General features: G+C 38.9%; 19 protein-coding genes and 1 tRNA gene. 3 read left to right on the top strand and 17 right to left on the bottom strand.

Annotation, left to right across the window (positions count from 1 at the left end):
• Positions 1-21 precede the first annotated feature (21 nt).
• The 9 genes from R2Q70_RS14475 to R2Q70_RS14435 all read right to left on the bottom strand — a co-directional run bounded on the left by R2Q70_RS14475 (position 22) and on the right by R2Q70_RS14435 (position 7,340).
• Positions 22-1,053, bottom strand: a complete 1,032-nt coding sequence (locus tag R2Q70_RS14475; protein WP_316808278.1) for an SAM-dependent methyltransferase — start codon at positions 1,051-1,053, stop codon at positions 22-24.
• A 90-nt stretch (positions 1,054-1,143) separates the two neighbouring features.
• Positions 1,144-1,944 carry a DUF1295 domain-containing protein gene (locus tag R2Q70_RS14470; RefSeq protein WP_316808277.1) on the bottom strand — a complete coding sequence of 267 codons (801 nt, stop codon included), beginning with the start codon at positions 1,942-1,944 and terminating at the stop codon, positions 1,144-1,146.
• Positions 1,945-2,032: 88 nt separating this feature from the next.
• Complete coding sequence (locus R2Q70_RS14465; protein WP_316808276.1) at positions 2,033-2,362, bottom strand: DUF1475 family protein; 330 nt, start codon at positions 2,360-2,362, stop codon at positions 2,033-2,035.
• 284 nt (positions 2,363-2,646) lie between these two features.
• A complete protein-coding gene (locus R2Q70_RS14460; RefSeq protein ID WP_316808275.1) occupies positions 2,647-3,375 on the bottom strand; it encodes an acyl-CoA desaturase in 729 nt (242 codons plus the stop codon).
• Between the two features lie 134 nt (positions 3,376-3,509).
• On the bottom strand, positions 3,510-4,007 hold the full coding sequence (locus R2Q70_RS14455; RefSeq protein WP_316808274.1) for a phosphoheptose isomerase: 498 nt from the start codon (positions 4,005-4,007) through the stop codon (positions 3,510-3,512).
• A 118-nt stretch (positions 4,008-4,125) separates the two neighbouring features.
• Positions 4,126-4,722: a hypothetical protein gene (locus R2Q70_RS14450; RefSeq protein ID WP_316808273.1), complete on the bottom strand. Its 597-nt coding sequence runs from the start codon at positions 4,720-4,722 to the stop codon at positions 4,126-4,128.
• An 896-nt stretch (positions 4,723-5,618) separates the two neighbouring features.
• Positions 5,619-5,695: transfer RNA gene (locus tag R2Q70_RS14445), tRNA-Ala, on the bottom strand.
• A gap of 317 nt (positions 5,696-6,012) precedes the next feature.
• On the bottom strand, positions 6,013-6,648 hold the full coding sequence (locus tag R2Q70_RS14440; RefSeq protein WP_316808272.1) for a chloramphenicol acetyltransferase: 636 nt from the start codon (positions 6,646-6,648) through the stop codon (positions 6,013-6,015).
• Positions 6,645-7,340 (bottom strand): HAD family hydrolase, encoded by a 696-nt coding sequence (locus R2Q70_RS14435; RefSeq protein ID WP_316808271.1) that lies wholly within the window; start codon positions 7,338-7,340, stop codon positions 6,645-6,647. The genes R2Q70_RS14440 and R2Q70_RS14435 overlap by 4 nt, the downstream gene beginning before the upstream one ends.
• A gap of 78 nt (positions 7,341-7,418) precedes the next feature.
• On the opposite strand from R2Q70_RS14435, the gene R2Q70_RS14430 reads away from it, so the two are divergent.
• Both R2Q70_RS14430 and R2Q70_RS14425 read left to right on the top strand, forming a co-directional pair.
• Positions 7,419-8,027, top strand: a complete 609-nt coding sequence (locus tag R2Q70_RS14430) for a Crp/Fnr family transcriptional regulator (RefSeq protein WP_316808270.1) — start codon at positions 7,419-7,421, stop codon at positions 8,025-8,027.
• Positions 8,028-8,262: 235 nt separating this feature from the next.
• A complete protein-coding gene (locus R2Q70_RS14425) occupies positions 8,263-8,889 on the top strand; it encodes a carbonic anhydrase (RefSeq protein ID WP_316808269.1) in 627 nt (208 codons plus the stop codon).
• Between the two features lie 315 nt (positions 8,890-9,204).
• Here R2Q70_RS14425 and R2Q70_RS14420 read toward each other — a convergent pair whose 3' ends face one another.
• The 8 genes from R2Q70_RS14420 to R2Q70_RS14385 all read right to left on the bottom strand — a co-directional run bounded on the left by R2Q70_RS14420 (position 9,205) and on the right by R2Q70_RS14385 (position 21,627).
• Complete coding sequence (locus tag R2Q70_RS14420; protein WP_316808268.1) at positions 9,205-9,969, bottom strand: SDR family NAD(P)-dependent oxidoreductase; 765 nt, start codon at positions 9,967-9,969, stop codon at positions 9,205-9,207.
• A 109-nt stretch (positions 9,970-10,078) separates the two neighbouring features.
• On the bottom strand, positions 10,079-10,918 hold the full coding sequence (gene kduI, locus R2Q70_RS14415) for a 5-dehydro-4-deoxy-D-glucuronate isomerase (protein ID WP_316808267.1): 840 nt from the start codon (positions 10,916-10,918) through the stop codon (positions 10,079-10,081).
• 81 nt (positions 10,919-10,999) lie between these two features.
• Positions 11,000-12,226, bottom strand: coding sequence for a DUF2264 domain-containing protein (locus R2Q70_RS14410; protein ID WP_316808266.1), 1,227 nt, complete (start codon positions 12,224-12,226; stop codon positions 11,000-11,002).
• A gap of 22 nt (positions 12,227-12,248) precedes the next feature.
• On the bottom strand, positions 12,249-13,436 hold the full coding sequence (locus tag R2Q70_RS14405) for a glycoside hydrolase family 88 protein (RefSeq protein WP_316808265.1): 1,188 nt from the start codon (positions 13,434-13,436) through the stop codon (positions 12,249-12,251).
• Positions 13,437-13,454: 18 nt separating this feature from the next.
• Complete coding sequence (locus R2Q70_RS14400) at positions 13,455-15,461, bottom strand: polysaccharide lyase family 8 super-sandwich domain-containing protein (protein WP_316808264.1); 2,007 nt, start codon at positions 15,459-15,461, stop codon at positions 13,455-13,457.
• A gap of 100 nt (positions 15,462-15,561) precedes the next feature.
• The gene (locus R2Q70_RS14395) at positions 15,562-16,485 is read right to left on the bottom strand and encodes a DUF5017 domain-containing protein (protein ID WP_316808263.1); all 924 of its coding nucleotides are present in this window, start codon (positions 16,483-16,485) and stop codon (positions 15,562-15,564) included.
• A gap of 18 nt (positions 16,486-16,503) precedes the next feature.
• Positions 16,504-18,408, bottom strand: coding sequence for a RagB/SusD family nutrient uptake outer membrane protein (locus tag R2Q70_RS14390; protein ID WP_316808262.1), 1,905 nt, complete (start codon positions 18,406-18,408; stop codon positions 16,504-16,506).
• A 21-nt stretch (positions 18,409-18,429) separates the two neighbouring features.
• Entirely contained in the window at positions 18,430-21,627 is a 3,198-nt protein-coding gene (locus tag R2Q70_RS14385; protein WP_316808261.1) for a TonB-dependent receptor, read from the bottom strand.
• A 204-nt stretch (positions 21,628-21,831) separates the two neighbouring features.
• Between R2Q70_RS14385 and R2Q70_RS14380 the strand changes: the two genes are divergently transcribed.
• Positions 21,832-25,893, top strand: coding sequence for a two-component regulator propeller domain-containing protein (locus tag R2Q70_RS14380; protein ID WP_316808260.1), 4,062 nt, complete (start codon positions 21,832-21,834; stop codon positions 25,891-25,893).
• Positions 25,894-26,118: the final 225 nt, after the last annotated feature.

Raw genomic sequence — 26,118 nt, 5'->3', positions numbered from 1 at the left:
CTTTATTTTTTCAGCTTTCCCCTAGGCTGTTTTCTCAAACAAATAATGACAAACCATCCACTCGTTTCCTTTATTATAGTTAAATAGCTCGGCGCAACTCATGTAAAATAAACGCCAGTAAACCCACCATTTTACAGCCTGATCTTTACCGTATGTGTTTTCTAAAATTGGCATGATTTCCTTTTTATGCTTATCCATATTACTCAGCCAGGCTTCGGAAGTTTTGCCATAATTGGTTCCGTTTACTACCCAATGTTTATCAATTTTTAAATCATCATTGAAATAGAAAAATAAATGATTGGAAGGCATAATGCCACCTGTAAAAAAGTATTTACTCATCCAATCCGTTTCATCAATTACCTCAAATTTATAAGCCAGCGTTTTATGCGTAAAAATGTGCACAAACAATTTTCCGTTTGGCTTTAAGAAACCGGCAACCTTGTTCAGCAAAAATTTATAATTACGCATGTGTTCGAACATCTCAACAGAAACCATCCTGTCAAAAGTATCGGCGATGGTAAAAGTATTCATATCGGCAGTTAAAACTGTTAAATTTTGAATACCTCGTTGTTTTGCAGTTTCATCGATAAAAATTTTCTGTGTTGCAGAATTAGAAACCACTGTAAAATTACTTTCTGGAAATTTTGCCGACATATACAGTGATAGCGAACCCCAGCCACAGCCCAGTTCAAGCACATTTTGCCCACTTTGCAAATCCGCCCGTTCGCAGGTTAAAGCAAGCATATCATCTTCCGAAGTATCAATATCTTTTACGCCCGGTTTCCAATAACCACTACTGTATTTCAAATTTTTACCAAGGCAATATTGAAAAAACTGTGTAGGCAATTCATAATGCTGCTCATTGGCCTCGGCAGTATTTACCGCAATTGGCGACTGCTTTAATTCGGCAACCAAATCCATAAATTTCTCTTGCTGCAAAGCTTCATCGCCTAAAGTTTCGTCATCTAAACGTTGTTTGCAAAGTTTTCTAATCCCCATACGCAGTGCGGTATCAGGAAGTTTGTCGTTTTCTAAAAGTTTATCGTACCACATTTGAGTTGTTAATTATAAGTTAAAAGTTACCGGTTTGGGTGCAAAATCAGGCTATGAAGTTTTAGACTTGTAACCCGCAACATGCAACCTTTAACTAATTTTCCTCCACGGAAAAAAGGCAGAAGTTGTTTGTTGGTATTTTTTATAGGCTTCGGGTTTGCTCCTTAAATTTTGCTCTTCATTGTTTGGAACACCTGTAACCTGGGTTAATAGATATAAAATAATTGCCGGACTGATGATGGCCACGGTGCCCCATGGCGATGCTAATGCGAAGATGAAATAAGCCATCCAGGTTAACCATTCGAAAAAATAATTGGGGTGGCGACTGTAATACCATAAACCTGTATCGCAAACCTTGCCTTTGTTTTTGGGGTCTTTCTTAAATGCGGCAAGCTGCCTATCGGCTATCATTTCACCAACAAAAGCTACAAGCCAAATTGCAAGGCCGATATATTCCAGAATAGAAATTTGTGGCGATGGATTAGCGGTTATAATAAAAAACGGAATGGCCAGAAGCACGTTTGAAATGGCCTGAAACTGAAAGAAAACAAAGAAATTCCGATCGGCTTTATCGCCCCATTCTTTGCGCAGTTGTTGATACCTTCCTTCTTCCTCACTTAAATGACCAATTACGCGTTGCCACAAATGAATACCCAGTCTCAATTCTGCGATCAAAAAAATAGCACAAATTAAAATTTTGCGGGTTTCATAACCTTCAGCTAAAAAGAAAGTGATCACTGTAATTACCGGGAAATTCAGTGCCCAGAAAACATCTACAACACCGGCGTTTTTAATTCTTTTAGCCCATAACCACACCAAAGCCATAATGGCACAGCAAGAAATTAAACATATAAGGGCAATAAAAAGCAGGTGTCCTATTTGAAAAGGCATAAGTTTTCAGTAATGGTTTTAAGGCTTTAAGCCATAGTTAAGTATAACTAAAGCTTAGTAAAACACCCCACACCATTAACTTTACGCCCTAAGTTTTACTAAGTAATTCTTTAACACCTTCACCATCTTTTAGCTTAAATAAGTGAACTAAAACATAGGCTAAAGTTGCTATACTACCTAAACATACGAACAAAATTGTAATAGAGATTTTAAGAATAATGCTTTTTTCTTTGTAAAACATCCATAGCGTGATAATGAAGATGTTAGCGTAAAAATCCCAAAGCGTGGCACGCATCCATGGGATGGAACCCAGAAAATCCCATTCGTTAAAGAGGTTGCTTTCTAGTGATGTTGCCACAACTTTATAGCACATAAAAACCAGCAATGCTGAGAAAATAATTTTGAGGAAGTTAATCATAGGGTTAGATTTTATTTGGTTTGAAAAGCATGTTTCTGCGTATATCGGTTCCGAAAGTCCCGCCATCTGCTTTACTTCGTTACACTCCGTGCTCGCTACTGTCGGGTTTAATTTACAGAAAACAGTGCAAAAAAATAAATAACAAATGCCTATCATCTGCCTTGAGTTCATTGCCGTTGGTTTCAGCCAATGGATTTTTTTCAAGCAAATAAAACACCCCACCCTGCGTGCACCCCTCTAGAAGAGGGGAATGCAAATTGCAGAAACTAACTCTACAAATAAATTTATACCTTTCTAATCTTAATTATCTTCATCCAATGCAAAACCTTCATTACCGGATAAGTTGGATCAAATTCCCACCATTTAGTCGCAAAGTTCGGACTATTTGGTTTTTTATGATGATTGTTTTGGAATAACTCACCCATCAACAGGAAATCCCATGGTAATGAATTTTTGCTATGATCATCATTGTCGTGATTTGAATAACCATATTTATGCCCGCACCAGTTTACAATAGCACCATGTAATGGCCCCATTAAAAAGTGAATGGGCAATAAAAAGTATAGCCACCAATGGTTGGCAAACATGATGTAAAAACCGATGTAAAATAAGCCACAACCAATTCTCCAAATCCATGAATCACCAATTCGATCAATCAGCGGCCACTCAGGATAATTGCCCTGGAATGCAGGTTCCGGTTGGATTTTGAAATGCAGGTAATTCATGTACATATTTTTTGTTGCGATCATCATCCCAAATACATCCTTAAAAAAATGTGGAGAATGGGGATCTTTCTCTGTATCGCTATATGCATGGTGCATGCGGTGTAAAATGGCGTACGCTCTTGGATTTAAAAAAGATGAACCTTGAGAAATCAGTAAAACGAGATAAAAGAATTTTTCCCAAAAAGGCTCCATTTTAAACATCTTATGGGAAGAATAACGGTGGAGAAAAAAAGTTTGACTAAATAGGGATAAAAACCAATGGCAAACAAAAAAAATGAAGATAATCATGTATGGTGTGTATACTTTATAAACGTATTTTTTTAACGTTTAGTTTTTCTAATGGCTGGAAACCAGAAGCAGAAGTGTTGGAATAAATGAGAATCCTGCGCTGAACAGTCAGAACAGGATTCTATAGAATATTTTTATCTACCGAAATCGTCTTGAACGCGAACGATATCGCTTTCATCGGATGGATTTGATGCATCAGTATGTTGCCAGATCTCAGCAACCACACCCCAATCATCTAAACCAATTAAACGGTGGCGTTCGCCTTGTTGCAATTTTATCTGATCTTTTGGTGCATAGGTTTTTACTTCACCTTCTTCATCAGTTTCGCTGGTTTTGATACCTACGGTACCTGTTACTACCTGCCAAATTTCAGCTCTACGGTGGTGATATTGCCACGACAAACGTGTATTTGGTGCTACAATTAATATTTTCGGACTTAACTTACCGCCAATTTTTAAACTTTCTACATCTAATCCGTCAAAGTAAGTATCTGCAAATTGCTGAGCCTGTGCCTCATCAATAACAAAGAAACCTCCCCATGGGCGTGTCTCATCGCGATTTACTACATTAAAACCTTCAATTTTTAAACGTTGTGCAACGCTATCGAATATTTCTTTTTTGTCGTTTTCCATAATTGGCGTAAAAATAACGCTTTGAAATTAAAAAAGCCCTGTCGGGCAGTTTATTTTTTAAGAACTATTGTGTAGTGTTTAATTAACTGTTGCTGATCGCCTATGGATTTTAATCATGCTATTTAATCTCGGCAAGCAATACTTCCTGATTCACTAAAGAATTAGTAAACATCTGAGGAACATTTACTTTATCCATCGCCAGTTCGATGGTTACAGAGGCGTTTGGCTTACGCACCTCCCGAGAAATATCACCTGTGATAGACGAGATTTGTTTCAGGCAAGAAAAATATTGCCTATCGATATTTTTAATATACTGTAGATTTCTTTTATTCTTTTTGTATTCTGCATTTACGGTTTCAGAACAATTTTTCTGAAGATGATCTAATAATGATAGCTTATTCGTAATCGCCGCCAATGCAGTTTTAGAAAGTTTAATACCGCTAATTTCTACAACCTGCTTGTTATAGATTATATAATCGCGTCCGGCAAAAGTAACGGTATATTTGCCAGATCTTAAAATGGATTGCGATGCTGGCAACTGGGTTAAGTTACCTTTATGCTTTATCAGTTTCTTGTTAAATTGATAGCGGTCGTTGTGCAGTTGTTCAATCAAATTATTTCCATCAATCTTTTCGGAGTTGAGCAAACTTTCCTGCGCCAAAAGATGGTTCACGGAAAAAATGGAGAGCAGAGCGATAAAATAGATGTTTTTCATATACAATGATTAAACATCAAAATAACACAAAAGTTTTGGTTATATGTATAATTTAGTTTACAATCTACTTTACAACTGCACAACCTGAGGTTGTAATCTATTATTGCCCTGGGTGCGTTAAGGAAAAAACAGAATCACTGCTTAACGGGATTAAATTATTTATTGTTAAAGGGATGGATTGCAGGGTAAAATCAAAGTACTGTTAGGTGCATTAAAAAATTAGCATATTCATCAGTAAACTTTTGGCTCCATACTTGAAACGTACGAAAAAGATAAGCGTTCGATTAAGACTTTGTTGCTGAGAATTCTTATCTTATCCTGAAATGGCGAATTTGGAAGGGAGGTAATATAAGCTGAAGCGGAAATCACAAACTTTCGCTTGATCCTTTCCTTAGATAAACATACATTTTAAATTGTATGGAAAGTTTCAGAAGATAGGCATAGTTAAGATAGCTTGCGATGATACTTCGAAAACGCTTAATTTAACAAATGAAATGTGTTTAAACATCGATCACACTTATATCGTTTTACTGGAATAAAAATTAAAATATGTTTGAACAAGAAACTTCTTGGGATACGATAAGTTTCAAAATTACGGCACCTCGGACAATTGTGATCGCCAAGCGTTTTTGTTAAAGAATTCATGTACAATAAGGATAGACATAAAAGTACTTAAAAATCTGCACGTTATGATTTTTTTTATAATTTTTTTTTTCATTTCTTTGATAAATATCAATTTTGATATCATAAAAGTCTATTGATAAATTCGGTAGGAGATTGAGCAAAGGCTTCGAAACTTATATAGCTGAAGATTGCGGTGCATTTTTCGAAGAAACACCAATTGTGGTAGTAAATATTGATAAAATTAAAAAAGCCTCATCATTTCTGATAAGGCTTGGTGGAGAATATCGGATTCGAACCGATCACCTCTTCACTGCCAGCGAAGCGCTCTAGCCAAATGAGCTAATCCCCCAAAAAAGTGTTAATGATTAATTGTGGAGCAAAAATAGCAAATACTTTTTCTAAAGCAAATGAAAATTAATCTTTCAGCTTAAAAGCAAATAACGCCATGATACAAATGACACCTATTGCCGATTGCAACGGGTAATTAATAAACAAAAAAAGCACAAAGGTTGCGATAAGCAACATCAGAAAAAACATTAGTGCTTTATACATTGAATCCATGAAACACATGGAAATAATTGCGAGGATGTAAATTGGGATGATAACTACGGCCAGAAACATTGGTCGAAATTAATTTTCAAGTGTTAAACATCTATTAAGCTGATATTAACTTTCAGCTTTCTGGTTAAGCAAAGCCTGGTATTCATCAACAAACTGAGCCACATGCAAACCATCCATTAAAGCGTGGTTCACATGAATGGAAACCGGCATAATTTTTCTTCCGTTTTCATCCCGGCACTTTCCGAAAGAAATTTTCGGACAGCTATCATTAAACGAAAACTTCCTGGCATGAGACATTGATGAAAAATTTAACCACGGTAACGCTGAATAATGGATAACATTTTCTCCCGATGAAGAAGGAATTAATCCGGTGCTTTGCTGAACCTTTTCAATTTCTTCAAGTGCAGCGATTTTGAAATCTTCAAACTGTTTAAAAAAATCCATGTACCCGAAGCCAAAAGTTCCGTTCGGGCGGTTTATGGTTGAAGCCGCATTTACAACATCGTATTTCCAAACTTCCCCGTCTATAATCCGATACTTAAAGGCCTCCGTTCTATTTGCTGCAAGCAGCGATTTGTGTAGGTAAAGCAAGAAAAAGGAAAGGCTTTTCTCTTTTGCTTCTTGATAAGTTGCGGTACAATCTACATCAACAGTAACACCGAAGAAGGGCTCTTCAAATGTGTTAAAAAATTCAAAATGATCTTTTCTGATCCAGGTGTTTATATCTATTTTTTCTCTCATTTAATTAGTTTGGGCAAAACATCGGCAAGATTTTCTACCTGGTAAAAATTTGGATGCTCAATGGTATGATCTATACGCTCATGCACCCATGTAGTATGATATGGAATGTGCACCGCGTGACCACCGATGGCCAATACTGGCAAAACATCCGATTTAAGCGAATTGCCCAACATTAGAAATTCATCAGGCCTGCAATCAAGGTGTTTAATCAGCTTTTGGTAATCCCGCTCCTGCTTATCACTCATAATTTCAATATGGTGGAAATAATGATCTAGACCTGATTTGGTTAACTTTCGCTGCTGGTCTAATAAATCGCCTTTAGTTGCTACCACTAACCTATATTTCCCGTGAAGCGCCTTTAGCACTTCTTCTACGCCTTCCAATAATTCGATAGGCTTGTTGAGCATTTCCTGCCCCAGTTCAATTGCTCTGCTAATCACCTCAGGGTTAACTCTCCCTTCGGTAATTCTTAGTACCGTTTCAATCATACTCAGCATAAAACCTTTTATGCCATAGCCATAAAGCGGCAAATTGTCAATTTCTGTTTTAAGTAATTCTGCCACAATGCTATGATGGGGCATAAAATCTTCCAGCAAGCCTGCGAATTTTTCTTCTGTTTCGCGGAAGTAAGGCTCATTAACCCAAAGTGTATCATCAGCATCAAAAGCGATAACGGTAATTTGATTGTTCATTGTTATGCTGTAATTTCGTAATGCAAATGTAAACCTCTCCGGCGATAGCGGAAAGGACATTTGTCCCCCTATTGAAATATGTTAAGAACAAACCTCAACTTTCTATCCTTCATTGAAGGTTTTTATAAGGAAAATTTAGATGCGGGCATTCGCCTCAAAACGTTTATGCCAGGCTTTAGGTTTATAGCGCAAGGTGAGAAGATCAAAAATATCTATATCGTTAAAGATGGCATTACCAAATGTTTCATCTCGGAAGAAAACGGCAAAGATTTTATTATTGAATTTTTGGGCAAAGGTGAGGTTGTTGGAGAGCTGGAAGCCATTAAAAAAATTAATTGCCTTTGCAATGTAGAAGCCATTAGTGAAGTTACGGCGTATGCTATCCCCGAGCATGTATTCTTATCGCTAACAGAAAATAACCAGAAATTTACCCAAATTTTGTTACAGGAACTTTCTACAAGGATTATCCAAACGAGCTCAAGAGCTTCATTTCAGCAGCTTTACACGTTGGAATACGGTTTATTAAAATTGTTGCAGCTTCAATTTGATGAACATTTCTCCATTTCAAAGGAAGATATGGCGGCCTACTTAGGCATTTCAGTACGCAGTTTTAACAGAACTTTGAAACAGTTAAAATCTAAGAATACAGACGAAAAGTTGTCACGAATTTTAGAAAATTTAAGGTAGCTGAAAAATACGAGTGAACATTTAATTTGTTAAATTGTTAAATCATTAGCCATTAATATTATTTCAACTAGAAATATTTGAGGAATGTAATGGTATTAAAAACTGTTAATTGTTAATAAATAGTGGAACAATATCTGATGTGTAACTTCTAGAAATCAGAAAATCTTTCTTTAGTTTTATATCAGATTGACATTTAGAACATTTAATATCATAAATAAATTTTAAAATAATACACATGAATGTAGAAGAAGTTTTTAAAAATAACGAAGAGTGGATTGGCCGAAAACTAGCAAATAATCCAGATTATTTTACTGAATTAGCAAAAGGTCAGACTCCAGAGTTTTTATACATCGGATGTTCAGATAGTCGTGTTACTGCTGAAGATTTAATGGGCATACAGCCTGGGCAGGCCTTTATTCATAGAAATATTGCCAATTTGGTTAACAACGTTGATTTAAGCGTAATGACGGTATTAAACTATGCTGTCCGCCATTTAAAAGTTAAACATATAATCGTTTGTGGTCACTACAATTGCGGTGGCGTAAAAGCAGCCATGCAACCAGCAGACATGGGCATTTTAAACCCTTGGTTACGTAATATCCGCGATGTGTACCGTACACATAAAGATGAATTAAATGCGATAGAAGATGAAGGTGTTCGTTACAACAGATTAGTGGAATTGAACGTTCAGGAGCAATGCGTGAACTTACTAAAAACAGCCGCTGTACAAGAAGCGATCACACTCAGAGGATTAACGGTTCAGGGATGGGTTTTTGATATTCATACTGGTAGATTAATTGATTTAAAAATCGATTTCGAAACAATATTGAAAGATATTAAAGAAATTTATAACCTTTTTTAAAGGCAGGTTTTGGGTGACCTCACCTGATTTCCCAATAGAAAAACAATTTTGAAAAGACATTTGGAGTAAAACGCCAAATGTCTTTTTTTTTTAAAATGTTAAACCCTAAAAAAGTCCGTCATTGCGAAGCCAAATTTTCATTGGCTGTGGCAATCTCATTCCCAAAAGTTGAAAGGTGAAAGCTAAAAGTAGTTTTACGCCCTAGAAGAGAAGATTACCACAGTCGCGAAATGCTCCTTCGCAAAAACGAGAGGTGAATCCACCAATCGAACATTCAACAATTTAACAATTTAGCAATTTAGCAATTCAAAAATTTTACCTGCCCATCCAGCCGCCATCAACGGTTAAAACTGTGCCATGAACGTAGTTACTTGCAGCTGACGCCAGAAACAAAGTTGGTCCTTTAAAATCTTCGGGAGTTCCCCACCTTCCTGCAGGAATACGGGCTAAAATTGAGGTACTTCTATCCGCATCTTCCCTTAACGCGGTTGTATTATCTGTTGCAATGTAACCAGGCGCAATGGCGTTAACATTTACCCCTTTTGATGCCCATTCGTTCGCAAAAGCCTTAGTTAAAGAACCAATGGCACCTTTACTGGCGGCGTAACCAGGAACTGTAATCCCACCTTGAAAAGTTAATAACGAAGCTGTAAAAATTATTTTACCGCTGCCTCTCGCAACCATATCCCGGCCAATTTCTCTCGTGAGAATAAACGGAGCCGATTGATTTACGGCAATAACTTCATCCCACATCTCATCCGGATGTTCTGCAATTGGCTTACGTAAAATGGTACCAGCGTTATTTACTAAAATATCAATCACCGGATGCTCCAATTTTACCTTTGCAGCAAATTCCAATGTGCTTTCGCGTTTACCAAAATCGCACTGATAAGCATAAAATTTTCTGCCTAAGGCAATCACTTCTTTTTCAATGGAACTTCCTTCAAGTTCCAGGCTTGCAGAAACGCCGATAATATCGGCACCAGCCTCTGCTAATGCTAAAGCCATGGCCTTGCCAATCCCTCTTTTACAACCGGTAACCAACGCAGTTTTACCTGCTAAATCAAATATGTTTGACATTTTTTCTTTTCTTATTGAGATTAAGATTTGTTTATCATTAGTCGTTATTTCGACTGAAAACGGAGAAATCTTTTAAATTTATTCGCCTGAATTATTGAGGAATGAAGATTTATTTCAACTCAGTGATCGCACAATGATCCATATCGCCGTAATCCAAATTTTCCCCTGCCATACCCCAAATGAAAGTATAGTTGCTTGTTCCTGCTCCGGAATGGATAGACCAGTTTGGTGAAATTACCGCCTGATCGTTTTGCATCCAAATGTGGCGGGTTTCTTGCGGCTGCCCCATAAAATGACAAACACTTTGCCCCTGCGGAACTTCAAAATAGAAATAAGCTTCCATTCTTCTATCATGAGTATGCGCTGGCATGGTATTCCAAACACTTCCCGATTTTAACTCGGTCATTCCCATTTGCAACTGGCAAGTCGGCAATACACTGTTTACCAAAAGTTTGTTAATAACCCTATGATTAGCGGTTTCAGGTGTACCCAATTCTACGATTTCAGCATCAGCTTTGCTTACTTTTTTTGTTGGATAGCTATGGTGTGCCGGTGCAGAATTTAAATATAATTTTGCTGGCTGGGCTGCATCAGCAGACTCAAAAGTAACCTCTTTTGTACCTTTGCCGATATATAAGGCTTCTTTGTATTCTAACTCGAATGTTTCGCCGTCAGCAGTTACAATAACCTTTCCGCCAACATTGATCATCCCCAACTCTCTTCTTTCTAAGAAATATGTGGCTTTCAAATCATCAGGATTAGGCAAAACTAATTTTCCGTTTACTGGCATTGCGCCACCAACAATGTACCGATCAAAATGAGACAAGGTTAAGTTTACCTGGTTCGCTTCAAAAACGTTTTCGATTAAAAAATTTTCCCGCAGTGAGGCGGTATCCATTTGTTTAACTTCTTTTGGGCTTTGAGCGTAACGGCTTTCGAATTTATTCATTGGTTAAAGTTTGAGATAAGATTTAGAATCGGAAATCAATTCTTGTTCGCAAATATATTTATACGATACTTATTATTGGAATTAATACTCAACTTTATAATCTTTTTTTACGGCCTCTCCTTTCCAGGCTTTTACGCTTGTCCAGGGTGCGGGCGCATCGGTCCAGAATTTGTGATTGGCAGGCAAACCCAAATCCAGAAAACCTAATGTAGTGAGGTATAAACTTCCGGTAGAGGTATAAGTGTCTGCAATCATCGGCTGATGCCCGTTAAAACCTAAAACCAACCAGCCTTTATCATCGAAATTCTGATTACCATCGAACATATTGTGCATAATTTTGGTTAAGCCGCAGCGTACCTGTGCAGGGCTCACCTGTTCCGGCAGTTTTTCCATCAAAGCCGTTTGCGCCAATGCCTGAAAAGCAGCCATCCTGTAAGTAATCGATCTGCCAAAGGCCGGATAAGTTCCTTCTGGAGAAATTAACCTTTCCAGAAACTCCGAATGCCTGGCCATTCTTTTTACGGCCATATCATAATCTGCCTGCGAAGCTTTTTTCTTTTCCAACAAAACTTTTAAAAGATCAACCAACATGGGATGAATCACATAAGAGTTGTAATAATCCATGCTGAATTTATCGCCATCGCTGTACCAGCTATCGCCCACGTACCATTCTTTCATTTTATTAATTGAAAACTGAACCCTGGCAGGATCATATTGCTCACCAATGCTTAATAAAAATCCTTCGGTTAACCCGGCAAATAAAAGCCAGTTATTATAAGCACCACTTCGGGTACGTAAAGCTTTAAATTCTTCGATGAACCGTTTTTTAGTCAGCTCATCCAAGGGTTCCCAAAGTGCTTTAGGTGCCCGAAGAAAGGCATGCGCCACATAAGCGGCATCAACAATCGGCTGTCCTTCGGTACGGTAATTCATATAATCCGGGCTTTCAGGATTTACAGAATTTGCTAGTCCTTTAAGCAATTCCGTACGCATGGTTTTGCGGAGCTTTCCCTCGGCAGATTCATCATCTGGCAAGGCCAGCCAGGGCGCCAACCCTGCCATGGTTCTGCCCAAAGCTTCCAAATACGTAACTTTGGTCACGTTCAGGCCATACCCCGGACCTTTCTCTAAAGGCATATTTTTCTTTAAAGTTTCATTTGCCAACTCGTGTACCACAGGATAAGAAATCCGGTAAAGTGTTTTTACCCAAAAAGCCCGGTCTTGAGCGCCGGTTGTAGCTTTTCTGGTTTGTGCGTGGGTAGTTGTCGCAATGATGAATAATGCAAACAAAGAAAGTTTAAATTTCATTAGTGATAAATTGATTGGCTTTTTACAAATACCACTTTTTGTACCTTGCCAAAGCTTCCAAATAATAATAATCCGCATAAACTAAAGGTACATCTATTTCACTATTTAATGGATAAGCACCTGTACTGTGCATCAATAAAAAGCCACCATTTTCGCCCAACTTAGCACGATAAGCATTACTTGCCAGTGAATAAATCATGGTTTCTGCCGAAGATTTAAATTCTGCTTTTTCCTGATCAGTTGTAAATTGTGCCAACTCCAATAAAGCAGAGGCCATAATAGCACCTGCAGAAGCATCGCGTTTGGCAAAAGGAACACCTTGTGCGTCGAAATCCCAGAAAGGAATTTTATCAGCAGGCAAATTCGGATGATTTAAAATAAAATGTGCTATTCCTTTCGCTTGTTTCAGGTATTTTTCATCTTTGGTAAAGCGATACATCATGGTGTAGCCATACAACGCCCATGCTTGTCCGCGGCTCCAGGCAGAACAATCTGCAGCACCCTGCCAGGTTGCCTTTCTCTTTACCGCCCCCGTTTCCGGATTATAATCAATCACATGGAAAGAACTAAAATCAGGGCGGAAGTGATTTTTCAAAGTCGTATTGGAATGGATGATGGCAATTTCCTTAAACTTTTTATCGCCGCCATTATCTGTAGCCCAGTTCAACATTTCCAGGTTCATCATGTTATCGATTATTACCGGATAATTCCAGTATTTTCCTTTATTCCATGATTGAATGGCCTTTACGTTATCGTGATAACGGGTAGAAAGCGATTGTGCTGAACGCTGAATGGTTGATTTATATTCGGGCTTTCCGGTTAAGCGGTAAGCATTCCCAAAGCTGCAATACATCATAAAACCCAGGTCGTGGTTACCGGTAAAAGTTTGGTTGGCCTCAATTACTTTCAGGGCATCTTCCGCTTCTTTTTTTATCGTTTCACTTTTTGTTTGCTCATAAATATACCATAAGCTGCCCGAGTAGAAACCGCTGCACCACCATTGAATATCGTAGTTTACATGTTTTCCATTTTGATAGGTTTGCGGTGTTTTACCTGCGGGAATGCCTTTTGCCAGAAACTGATACTGATCGGCAGCAAACTTAAATTCATCGTTAATAAGTTGAGCCATTGGCTTTCGCACATTATTTTGGGCAAAAGAAACGGCATTCAAAAGAACCAGTAAGGCGATGATTAAACTGTTTTTATTCATGATTTTAGATGTGTTTATTTAATTGGAAATATTGTATTTAATGGTTGAGCCTGCAAGGGCACCAACCGGAAGATTACAGGTTATTTTTTTATTAACTTTTAGCTTTTGAGTTTTAATTTCGAGCTGAACATTTGAATTTTCTTGTGTAGGATCGGCGATATAAATCACTGGTTTTGAACTTTGTAATTCGTTTACAGATACGATACAAGGCTTATCTACTTTTATCATTAATCCATCATCATTAAATTCTCCGGCTGCATAAAAAACAATTTGCAGTATAGCCAAACCGTTGTGCATTACCGCCTGAATTGTTTTGGTGTTTTTAATGATTTTAATCGCATCCGGACGATAGTTTTTCATTGCGGCATCGCCAACCCCGGGAACGACCACGTAAGCATAATGGGCATCCTGAGGTTTTATTCCATGGCTAAACCAGGTTTTAAAAACCTTGCCCGAAACCTTGTTTTTGCTTTGAAATTGATTGATGCGGTACCAGTTTCCCGATTCGTTCTGTTGGGTAACTTTCATATCTCCTCCATCAGGAAAAAAGTAGCCAATACTATCGTGGAGCAGGTATTTTTTATCTTCGATGACTTTCCCCCGCAGCCATGACTGGTTGATGGTTGTGGTAATGTTCTCCGATGAAGAACTGCTGATTCCGGCACCCAGGCATACAATTTCTTTACCGAAGAAAAACCAGGCCTTTTTTGCCTGAACACTATCATAATCTAAATCGTAAGCCGAAACGCCATAAGTACCATCGCTCACGCCACCTGCAAACTTCGTTGTTCCAGGTATTCCCCATTCTTTTTTAATGATTGCGCCCTGATCATCCGCATAATCCCTGCTGGTCGTTCCGGGAATTTTATCCCATTCCCAAATGGGCATAATGTTGGCGTATTCCGATCCGCTTCGCTGAATATTGGTGGCACCATCTGACAGGAATTTACCAAGCACATTTTCGTTATTTCCTCTTTCCGTACGTAGGGTTCTTGTTGAGGCTGTTTGTATGCTAAAAGAATACTGTGGTTGAACATGGAGCGTATAACCACTTTTCCAATAAACTGTATGGGATGGCTTAATCTGATAATTTGCAGGTTTTTGATGGGATGTTCTCAACGCTGATGCTTCCCAGTAAGCTGAATTTTCCTTGTCGAACATTTTAATTTTATTAACCATTCCAGATACAAAGGCATTTAGCGAATCTGGCCGACTAATTCCCCGGCCCCTCACATTAAAATCGTAAAACGAGCCTCGAATGGTCTTCAAGAAAGTATTCTTCAGGTAACTCACCAAAATATCGAGCTGGGCTTTTGGCAATGCATATTCCGTGTCATTCAAATAATAAGCTGCATTAACCGAATTACCGGCAAACACCCGTCCGTAACTGGCAATGGCCTGCTGTTTGCCATGCTGGTAATAACTTCCATCCACCTGTACCCCTTCTTTTCCATCTTCAACTGCGATAGGCTCAAAAAGATATTTTGCTGCTGAATCCAATGTGTTTTTATTTTGGGTTAAACAGGCACGGTACAAATAATGCAAAGCCTCATCCGAAGTATTTGCGCCATCGCCAACTTTTAATTTGCGGATCATCCTTTGGATTAAAGCTTTTTCCAACTCAAGCGGTAAGGGCGTTTTGGCATTACGCATTAAAATTAACGTTTGCCCAATAGCCTGCGGATAAAAAATATCGTTGTACCACCAGTTTTTATTTTTGGGATTTTTATCGAGCCAATTGGTCAAAGCTTTAATGATCGCAACATAAATTTCCTGGTTTCCGTAAAGTTTGTTTGATGGACGGATATAAGCAGTAGCCATTTCTTTAATTCTTTTCAAAGGATCGTATTGTACGTCGGCATAATTAATATCTGTCCAGCTTCCATCGGCTTTTAGTTTTGATAAATCCCTTGTGATCCTTTTCGCCAGAAAAGCATCGTTAACTCCGGTTTGCAAATCAGCGCTGATGCGCTTTTCTATCGTTGAAAAGGGCTCTTTCTGCGCAAAAGCTGAAAAGTTGATCATCAATAAAAGCAATGAACAAAACTTCCACCTTCGCGATATTGGCTTAATCGATAATAGGAATTGAATAAATTTGATCATAGGTAGCTGCGCTTACGCTCAATTAAAGGATAACCTTCACATTAAATTCTTTCAACACCAACTGGCTGTCATTTGGTGTGGTATTGTAACTTGCAAAAGTGATTTTGTATCTGCCCACGGCAGCGTATTTATAATTGTAGGTTGACAATGCCGATGCTGTAATATTTTTTACCGTTGCTGTTGGAACATCGGGAGCAATTCTTCCAACAAACAATGGTTTACTAATGATCCAGCTGGTATTGGAAGGCGCAGTTGCTGCACCGCCAACAATGGTTAGTGCGGTTGTAGTGGCTACCCATCTCGAACTTGCAGGCGACCACACATTTCCAAATCTGGTCCAAAATGCGTTGTCTGCTGCTAAAGAGCTTAGGTTATAGGTATAATCGCTCAGCACATTATTAACAAAAAAATTGGTGATGGTCCAGGTTCTTTGCGTGGACCCGGTAAGGCCTGTATATTTAAAGGCAATAAACAAGCTGTCGTTGGCACCGCTCACCAGATCAGATAAATTTACCTGTCCGGTGTTCACTGCTGTGGCACTTGTAGCAATGGGTGTTCGGGGTGTAATATCTGTCCACGCTGCATTTACCACACTTGCCGAATCTTTAGCTGGCAATTTATTGGTGGCCAAAACCTGCAAGGTATTATTTTGGGCGCCAAATTGTGCTGTACTGGTAAACGATAAGGTTGGCGTTCCAAATGCGGATGAACGGGTTTTAAATTCATATTTATTACCAGGTGTTCCTCCCCAGAAAACAACATTATCGGCATAACCGCTAAAGTTGAATTTACAGGTATCGCCAAGTTTAAAAACTAAAGTATCGCCAATGGTAGAACGGGCATTGGTTAAGGCAATATCAACCGTTGGTGTTTCAGTAGTAAGCTCTTTTTTGCATGCCCAAAAACAGGTACAGGCAATTAAGATGATATAACATGAGTTTTTCATTTCTTAATATTTTATTGATTAATAACCTGGATTTTGCTTTAGTGCTTTATTTAAATTCAATTCGTATGTTGGTTTCGGCATCAGGCTATATCGGGGTGTTACGGTTATTAAACCTTGATACCCGTTGATGTTGCCGTTTCCGGCAGTCACACCATTGGCAACTGCATAATTGCCGAAAGCTTGTAAATCGCCAGCGAAATTCCCCCATCTCACCAGATCATATTTTCTTGATGCTTCAAAACACATTTCACGCATGCGTTCATCACGTAGTGCCAGTTGAAAATCTGCTTTACTCAATCCCTGGGTCAACAAATGTTCTGATCCGTTGGTAATGGTGGCGGTGGCGGTAGCCGTTACGCCTGTGGTTGGTGCAGCAATAGTGACTGTAGGCACGGAAGTATAATAAGGACCAGCTAGGGTTAAGTTTCCGCGACTGGTTAATTTAACTCCGGTGACTACACCTGCCGTTGAAACCACGGCTGTAGCCGTTGCACCTGTACCTCCGCCGCCACTAATGGTTACCACCGGTGGATTGGCGGCTGAATAACCCGAGCCTCCATTTACTACCATGATATTCTTAACAATATTGCCATACATGGTGCCATAACCCCGCTTGCGAACCTGGTTAATGGCATCGTAAGCCGCAGCATTTGGACCATTGACCTGATTTTCTGCTTCTGCCTTGATCAACAACACATCTGCATATCTAATTACCGGCCAGTTGGCATTATAGGTGCCCGTATTTCGCATTTCTGCCGGTGCATATTCTCTTCTAAATTTACCGGTATTCATTTGCCATGGCGCAGAACGATCTGTTTTTACCCTGGTTCCGGCTGATGCATTGGTTGTCCAGATATAATCCGGACAGTTCCAATCTCTCCTGGTATCAAGTGAAGCTTTATTTACCAAAGTACTGCTGGGTTCTACTTCATAACTGTCGAACAATTTCTTGGTGATGCGCACCCAACCGGCGGCGGAATAGGAGTTTTGCTCAAAAGTTCCGTTTACCAAAAGGATAGCGGAGATAATGCCATTGAAATTACCGATATCATTTCCGGTTTTGTTGGTTACGCCAGCCGCAGCACCTGCAGAACCCCACTCCAAAATATCTTCTTTCAAATCATACCGATCCTGAAAAAGATTGATGAAAACCTGTTTATAATCTGGGTTTAGGGCATGCTGACCAGAAGCAATAACCTTATCTGCATAAGTTATGGCATCAGCATATTTATTGGTATCGTTAACCGGATAACCTGCCCAGTACAAATACACCCTAGCCAACATGGCTTGTACGGCTGTAATGGTAACCTGATCATTGTAACCTAAACTTGCCGAAGTACGACCTTGCAACAAGGTTTCTGCTTCTTTTAAATCGGCAACAATTTGGTTATAAATAGCCGGCTGGGTAGCTGCCGGAATATTAACTTCGGCAATGCCTGGCTGATGCAATACCAAAGGAACTTCACCAAACTGGATGGTTAACAGAAAGTAATTGTAGGCTCTTAAGAATAGTGCTTGTCCTTTAATGTAACCCCGCTGTTTTTCATCCATGCTGGGTTTATTAATGTTGTCAATCAGCACATTTGCATTATTAATGGCGATGTAAGGATATTGCCAGCAATCCTGAACATAAGAATGCCCTGCGTCATACGTATAATACAATCCACGGGTTTCATTGCTCGTTGCCCGATCGGGTAACATTTCATCAGTAGTACTTACAAAATTAAAGTGATGCACCTGCCCGTACATGCGCTCCAACATCATGGTGCTGTAAACGCCATTCAAAGCAATTTGAAGCTGATCAGCTGTGCTGTAAAAATTAACAGGTGAGTAAAAATCCGTTGGTTCGGTATCCAGAAACTTTTTGCATGATGAAGATAATCCCATCACGAATAAAAAAGCCAAAATATATTTGTTTTTCATTGTCTTATCTTTTAATGATGATTAAAATGTTGCGTTTAAACCAAAAGTTACGGTGAATGATTGCGGGTAAGTGCCGTAATCGAAACCTGGCGTTAAGTTACCCGGACGGGCAGAAGCTTCGGGATCTAAGCCTGAATAATTGGTAAAAGTGAGTAAATTTTGCGCCGAGGCGTTTAATCGTAATCTCGACATGCCAATACTCTTCACCAGCTTGCTGCTGAAGTTGTAACCCAACTGAACAGTTTTTAATCTTAAATACGAACCATCTTCCACTACTCTGGATGAATAATTGGGATTCACAAAACGCCCTGCTTTGTACAATTCGTTGCTCGGATTGGTTGGTGTCCAGCGGTTCTCGTAAGTTGCATATTGATTAAGGGTGAAGTTCCTTACAATTCCACCTTCAAAAACATAACGGTTGGCATTGATGATATTATTGCCATAACTCCATTGTAGGAAAACACCTAGATGCCAGTTTTTGTAGCTGAAGTTATTGCTAAAACCACCTGTGTGGATGGGCAAACCCCGACCGATAATGGTGTAATCATTTGCGTTAATGGTTAAATCGCCATTTAAATCTTTGTATTTGATATCTCCCGGCTGAACCGCAGCACCATTATTCGGAATATTTGGCTTAAGTGCATAAGTGCCGTTTGGCATTCTGTCGAAATCGCTGTACTGATAAATACCATCGAAAATTAAACCATACATCTCACCTACTGAGCGCCCTTTTACCGAAATGTATGGAGATAATCCTCTAAAACTGGTATCGAAGAAAGTTCCTGAACCGGAAAGCAATGAATTCTGCCCTTCTGTTAATTCGAGGATTTTATTTTTGTTAAAGCTGATGTTAAAATTACTGCTCCAGCGGAAGTTCTTCGTGGCGATATTGGTGCTGTTCAAGGTAATTTCCAATCCCCTGTTTTCTAAACTTCCGATGTTTTTAAAGCCTGTTCCGCTTTGAACACCATTTGCGAAGGGTAAATTTGCATTCAGCAATAAATCTTCTGTGGTGCGTTTGTAAACATCAACGGTTAAACCCAAACGGTTTTTAAGGAAACTGAGGTCTAATCCTAAATTCGTCTGTACATTGGTTTCCCATTTTAAATCATAATTTCCGGCAGCGGTAATCACTGAACCAATGGCTACCGGTTTGCCATTAAACGAATACCAGTACTGGGTATTGGCTAAATTTAATTGAGGCAGATAAGCAAAATCGCTTACACGGTTATTTCCTGATTCTCCATAACCAATACGCAATTTGGCATCCGACAACCATTTCTGATCTTTTAGGAAATTTTCCTGACTAAACCTCCAACCTGCGCTTGCCGAAGGAAAATAACCCCAACGGTTAGCTGGCGAAAATTTTGATGATCCATCGGCCCTGAAACTCGCTGTAAGTAGATATTTACCTTTAAAATCGTAATTTACTCTTCCTAAAAACGACATTAAAGTCCAGCGGGAACTGTTTACAGAAATGACCGTATTTGCTGCCGGAACAAGGTCGAGCGCATCAAGCCCCAAGCTTTCATTGGCAACTTGCGTGGCATAGATAGAGCGGAACGAACTTTTATTTCGCTGTGCAGAATAGCCACCCAAAACCGTAAGGTTATGATTTTTATTGAAAGTATTTTTGTAGGTGATGGTATTATCACTTAACCAGTTAAAAACCGGACTGCTGGCAATGGTACCATTTGGCCCTGATGAATTCCATTTACTGCCAGATTGTGTTTGGGAATTATTGAAGATGTTGGTTTCGTTTACGTTATTGTTAATCCCTCCGGCAATTCTCAACTTCAGCTTCGGCGTAAAAGCATATTCTGCATAACCATTGGCAGCAAGGTTGGTCGTTTTATATTTTGTTTGTTGGTTAGATAAACTGATCAGTGGGTTTACGCGGTAATCTTGTGCCGAATTCCCTTCATTCGCTGGATCGTACAAGCCACCCAATAAATCAGAATTGGCATCTTTTCCTGATAAGGCATTGGTAGGGCGATAACCCCAAACCGAATACAATAGCACCGATGAGGCATAAAAATTGGTGGCAGAAATTGGCGTACCGAAACTTTCGCTGTACGCATAGTTCACGTTGATCCCTGCTTTAAGTTTATCGTTTACCTGCTGATCCAATACAAATCTCCCCTGGTAACGCTTGAAACCACTGTAGATGATAATTCCTTTCTGGTCGTTAAAATTCCCGGAAATGGAATAAGTTGTTTTATCGTTTCCTCCTCTTAAAGCTATATCATGGTTTTGGTTCTGACCGGTTTGATATACATAATCCTGCATATCCAAACCCTGAACATTTCGATAATCGTCAAGTGTAGTTCCGCCTTTAAGATAAGTAGAATCGGCAATGGCCTGATCCAAATCGCGAAGGTATTTTACATATTCGTACGGCCCCATTACCGGAATTTTTTCGGGTGCCTTTTGGAAACCGTAATAGGCGTTATAGGTAAGTTGAGGTTTGCCAGCCTTGCCTTTTTTAGTGGTTATGAGTACCACACCGTTTGATCCGCGGGCGCCGTAAATCGCCGTGGCTGAAGCATCTTTTAAAACATCAATGCTTTCAATATCTGATGGATTGATGGAATTTGCATTGGCATTTTCTGATGGAAAACCATCAATAACATACAGTGGCGAATTATCCTGAGAAATTGATCCCGCACCGCGGATCACAATATTTGCGGTCGCACCCGGCTGACCATCATTAGTTGAAACCTGAACCCCGGCCACACGACCAGCCAATGCCTGATCGAAAGATTTTACGGGTGCCTGTTCCAGATCTTTCATGTTTACCGAACCAATCGCACCAGTTAAATCGGCACGTTTAGTGGTTCCATAACCTACCACCACCACATCGCTTAAACCCGTAACCGCCGATTTTAAAGAAACATTAATAGTCGTTCTGTTTCCAACCGCTATCGTTTGCGAGGCATAACCCACATAATTAAATACGAGCTGATCGCTACTTAATACCTGAATTTTGAAGCGTCCGTTTGCATCAGTTTGTGTGGTTGTTTTGGTTCCCTTAACTGAAATGGAAACGCCCGGAACCGTTTGATTGGTCTCATCTGTAACCACACCAACCACGCTCTTACTTTGTGCAAAAGCAGTTAAATTGCCCGTTAAAAAAATCACAATTGCTAACACCAGTTTTGAATAATAAAGCAAATGCTTACGCACCTTCTCCTTCCGCTGATTGTAGAGTTTATTCATAATTAATAGTTTATATTGGTTATTTTTTGCTTTGGCGCAACCCAGTTTCGGTAGCGCCCGTTGCTTTGAACAAACATAGGTTTAAAGCCATTTTTGAGGGGTATAATTTTCTAAATAAATAGGGGTAATTTTCTAAAAATTTGGCAAAAACGCTTTTAAACCATACTTTTAAGGTGTCACAACCAAATTAACCAATTATTCCCTATGTTGCTTAATTCCTTTAAAAACTTGCTATCGGCAATCTTATTTTTGGGAATAACATTTTCTGCAAAATCACAGCAACCCATCTTATTTGATCACCTGGGCGTAGAGAAAGGATTATCGCAAACCTCAGTGCTTTCCATCACCCAGGATAAAAATGGTTTGATGTGGTTTGGTACCCGATATGGCTTAAACCGCTATGATGGCCATCATATTAAAATCTACCAATATTCAGAAACCGATAGTACTTCCCTTTCCAATAATTATGTAACCTCTTTGTTTTCCGATTCTAAAAAAAACCTGTGGATCGGAACCAGCGTTGGCTTAAATATTTATGATGAAAAAAGTGATGCTTTCAAACGTATTGTAAGCCAGCCTAAAAATCCAAAAGGTTTGAGCAGCCATGTAATCAATTGTTTCACTGAAGACAGGAAGGGAAATATTTGGATTGGAACCCTGAATGGATTGAATCTTCTGAAAGATGGTCGGCTATCAAACATCACAAAATTTTTCAATAACAAAAATGGCGATGGCCCTTTTCATAACGTAAGATCAGTTAAGGAAGATCAGCAGGGAAACATTTGGGTAGGTACATCAAACGGACTACTTAAAATGAGGCTGATTAACGGCCAGTATCAAACCACTGTTTTTCAAAACAACGGAAAGCCAGGAAACATCAGTGCGAATTATATATCGAACATCACGGAAGATAAAAACGGTAAAATTTGGGTAAGCACACAAAGCAACGGGTTGAATTTATTTGATCCTTCAACAGAGAAATTCAAGCATTTTTCCTCTTCAGCAACGGATAAAAATACAATTGTAAGCAATACGATTCGGAACATGGTGGTAGATGATGCCGGTAAGTTGTGGATTGGGACATTGAATGGGATTAGCATTATGGATACCCAAAAATTTACGTTCCGAAATTTGCAGTTCGATCCAGACAATAATAAAAGCCTGAACCAAAACTCCGTACACAAATTGTACAAGGATAAAAATGGTTCGATATGGGTGGGCACTTACTTTGGCGGCATCAACATCAATTATCCGTACACTACTGCTTTTACCGTTCACAATAGAAGCCGGAGCAATTCCAGCATCAATAATAATGTAATCAGTGGTTTTGCAGAAGACGATAAAAAAAATTTATGGATTGGGACCGAAGGTGGCGGCGTAAATCTTTATAACAAAGTCACTCAAAAATTTATCGCCTATCAAAATACCGGAAACGCCAATGCATTAAAGTCGAATCTGGTTAAAACGGTCTATTTTGCCAGCGATGGAAAACTATATATCGGAACGCATTCCGGTGGCTTAAATGTTTACGATCCAAAAACTGAGCGTTTCAAAAACTTTAATTTCAGTAATCGAAATGAAGATGTACCCGATGAAATCAGCGCCATCGTTGAAAATCAATCGCACCGTTTAATTGTCGCCACGCAGCGGAATGGCATTAAAATTTCCAATCCGGAGAAAACAGAATTTAAAGACTTTAAGCTTCCGGTTTCCATCCCCAATTCGGCCAAGGTTAAAGCTTTAATGATGAGCGGCTCCAAGACCTATTTTGGTACCACAAATGGCTTTTTGATTTACGATGAAAATGGCAATAAGTTCTACACCGCACTTGATCGTGAATCAAATCATGCACTTAATTACTATGTAAACTGCATATCAAAAACCAAAACTAACGAGATTTTTATCGGCACCTATAACAGCGGATTATTGTTATACGACCAGAAGAACAGTTCAATTAAAGCATATACCACAAAAAATGGTTTACCACACGATAACGTTTTGGGTATTGTAGAAGATGATCAGCAAAACCTTTGGATCAGCACCGCCAACGGACTTTCCATGTTTAACCGGCAGAAAAAAACATTTAAAAATTATACCGTGGCTGATGGTTTGCCGGGCAACGAATTTAACGCAAATGCCTTTTTCAAAAGCAGCAGCGGCGAATTATTTTTTGGCGGATACAATGGTTTGATCAGCTTCTTTCCTGATAATATTCAAAGCAACGATAAAGCGTCTAAAGTAATCATCACCGAGCTAAAACTGAACAATAAAACTGTTAGCATAAATGATAGCGATGGTTTACTGAATGAAAATATAAGCCTGAAAGATAAACTGATTTTCGATAGTGACCAGAATACATTTAGTTTAAGTTTTGCACTATTAAACTTTATTAAACCTGAAAAAAACAGGTATGCTTATAAATTAGATGGATTTGAAAAAAACTGGAATGAGGTAAGCACCCCAACAGCAACTTACACCAACTTACCTGCCGGCAACTATACTTTCTTAGTAAAAGGAATCAACAACGATGGCGTTTTAAGTGCCAATACCGAAAAAATAACCATCATCGTAAATCCTCCTTTTTACCGAACATGGTGGGCATATTTGTTTTATTTTGGAGTGCTTGCCGCTGTGCTGTTCGTGCTTGCCCGATATATATTAATCAGGGCATTACTTAAAAAGGAAAAAGAAGTGAATGAGCACAAACTGGAGTTCTTCACCAATATCTCTCACGAAATCCGTACGCCATTAACTTTGATAGTCGGTCCTTTGGAGCAATTAATCGAAAACGCAAAAGACAACCCCACATTAAACCGAGACTTGCAGCCCATTAAAAATAATGCGGATCGTTTGATGAATCTGGTAACTGAACTACTCGATTTCAGAAAAGCAGAAAGCGGCAAAATGGCCCTTCATGTTAGCCCTGGCGATATTGTAAAATTTTCAAAGGAGATTTTCATGGCTTTCCAGAACATGGCAATCTCTAAGCAAATAGACTATAATTTTCAATCGGAAACAAGCCAGCTGGAATTGTATTTTGATCAAGTTCAAATGGAAAAGGTGTTATTCAACTTACTTTCAAATGCTTTTAAATTTACGCCAAATGGCGGAAAAATCAGTTTGGAAATTACCCAAAACAACGATTTGGCAACCATTAAAATCTGTGATAATGGGAAGGGAATTCCATTAGAAAACCAAAATAACTTATTCAATAACTTCTATCAGGCGAATGCCAATACCACTGTTGGCACAGGTTTAGGGTTATCTTTTTCAAAAAGCATTGTCGAGTTACACCAAGGTAAAATCGCATTTCAAAGTTCACCAGCAAAGGTTGATCAAAATGGCTACACTTGTTTCAGCGTCAATTTAAAAATCGGAAAAGCGCATTTTAACGCTTCAGATTTTATTGCCGATCATGTTTATTCCGATGACACCATCACTTACAATTTAACAGAAACGGCAGCTCAGCTAACAGAGACATTGCCAACATATTCAGAAAACAAAAAACATCACATTTTGCTCGTAGAGGATAACGATGAAGTACGAACCTTTATCAAAAAAGCTTTAGCAGCTGATTACCACATTCACGAAAGTAAAAACGGAATGGATGGCTTGGAAAGTGCCATTGAACTTATTCCCGATTTGATTATCAGCGATGTGATGATGCCCGTGATGGATGGTCTTGAATTTTGCCGCAAAGTAAAAACCGACGAAAGAACGAGCCATATCCCCGTGATTTTGTTAACTGCAAGGTCAGCTTATGTTCATCAAATTAATGGTTTTGAAAACGGTGCCGATGCTTACCTCATGAAGCCTTTTAACTTGAAGATGTTGGAACTGAATATCAAAAATACACTAAAAGCAAGGGAAACCATCAGGCATAAATTTGCCAAGGTGATTACGCTTGAGCCTACCAATCTGGTCATCAACAAAACGGAAGAGGGTTTTCTGGCGAAGATTATGCAAATTATCGAAAATCATATCTCTGATCCTGAATTTGATGTGCCTACCCTATCGGCAGAAATTGGCATGAGCCAGCCTGTGCTTTACAAAAAAATCAGGGCGCTTACTGATCTTTCGGTAAACGACTTCATCAAATCATTACGGATAAAACGGGCTGCTCAATTGCTCAAACAACATGCTGGAAATATCGCTGAGGTAGCATACGCTGTAGGTTTTAACGATCGAAAATATTTTAGCCTGGAGTTTAAGAAACATTTTGGCAAAACACCGAGTGAATTTATACAGACTGAAAAAAGCATTTAAGTTGAAATAGACATTAAAATTTAGTTTATAAGAAATAATCTACTAATCCTATAGATTTAATTGTATTTATTAAAATTATTTTTACATTTGCTGACGATAACCCTAACAAAAAACAAAGTCATGCCAACCCATACGAGTATCTGCTATCCTAATGATGTGAAAAATATCCAAAATTTTTCTACGCAAATGCAGGTGATGTGTTGTTGTTGTAACGATTAATATCGC

Source organism: Pedobacter agri (assembly GCF_032678665.1).
In the GTDB taxonomy this organism is placed as follows: Bacteria; Bacteroidota; Bacteroidia; order Sphingobacteriales; family Sphingobacteriaceae; genus Pedobacter; species Pedobacter agri_A.
Note: the sequence above shows the minus strand (reverse complement) of the source record. Positions and strands in the feature narration are given on the sequence as shown.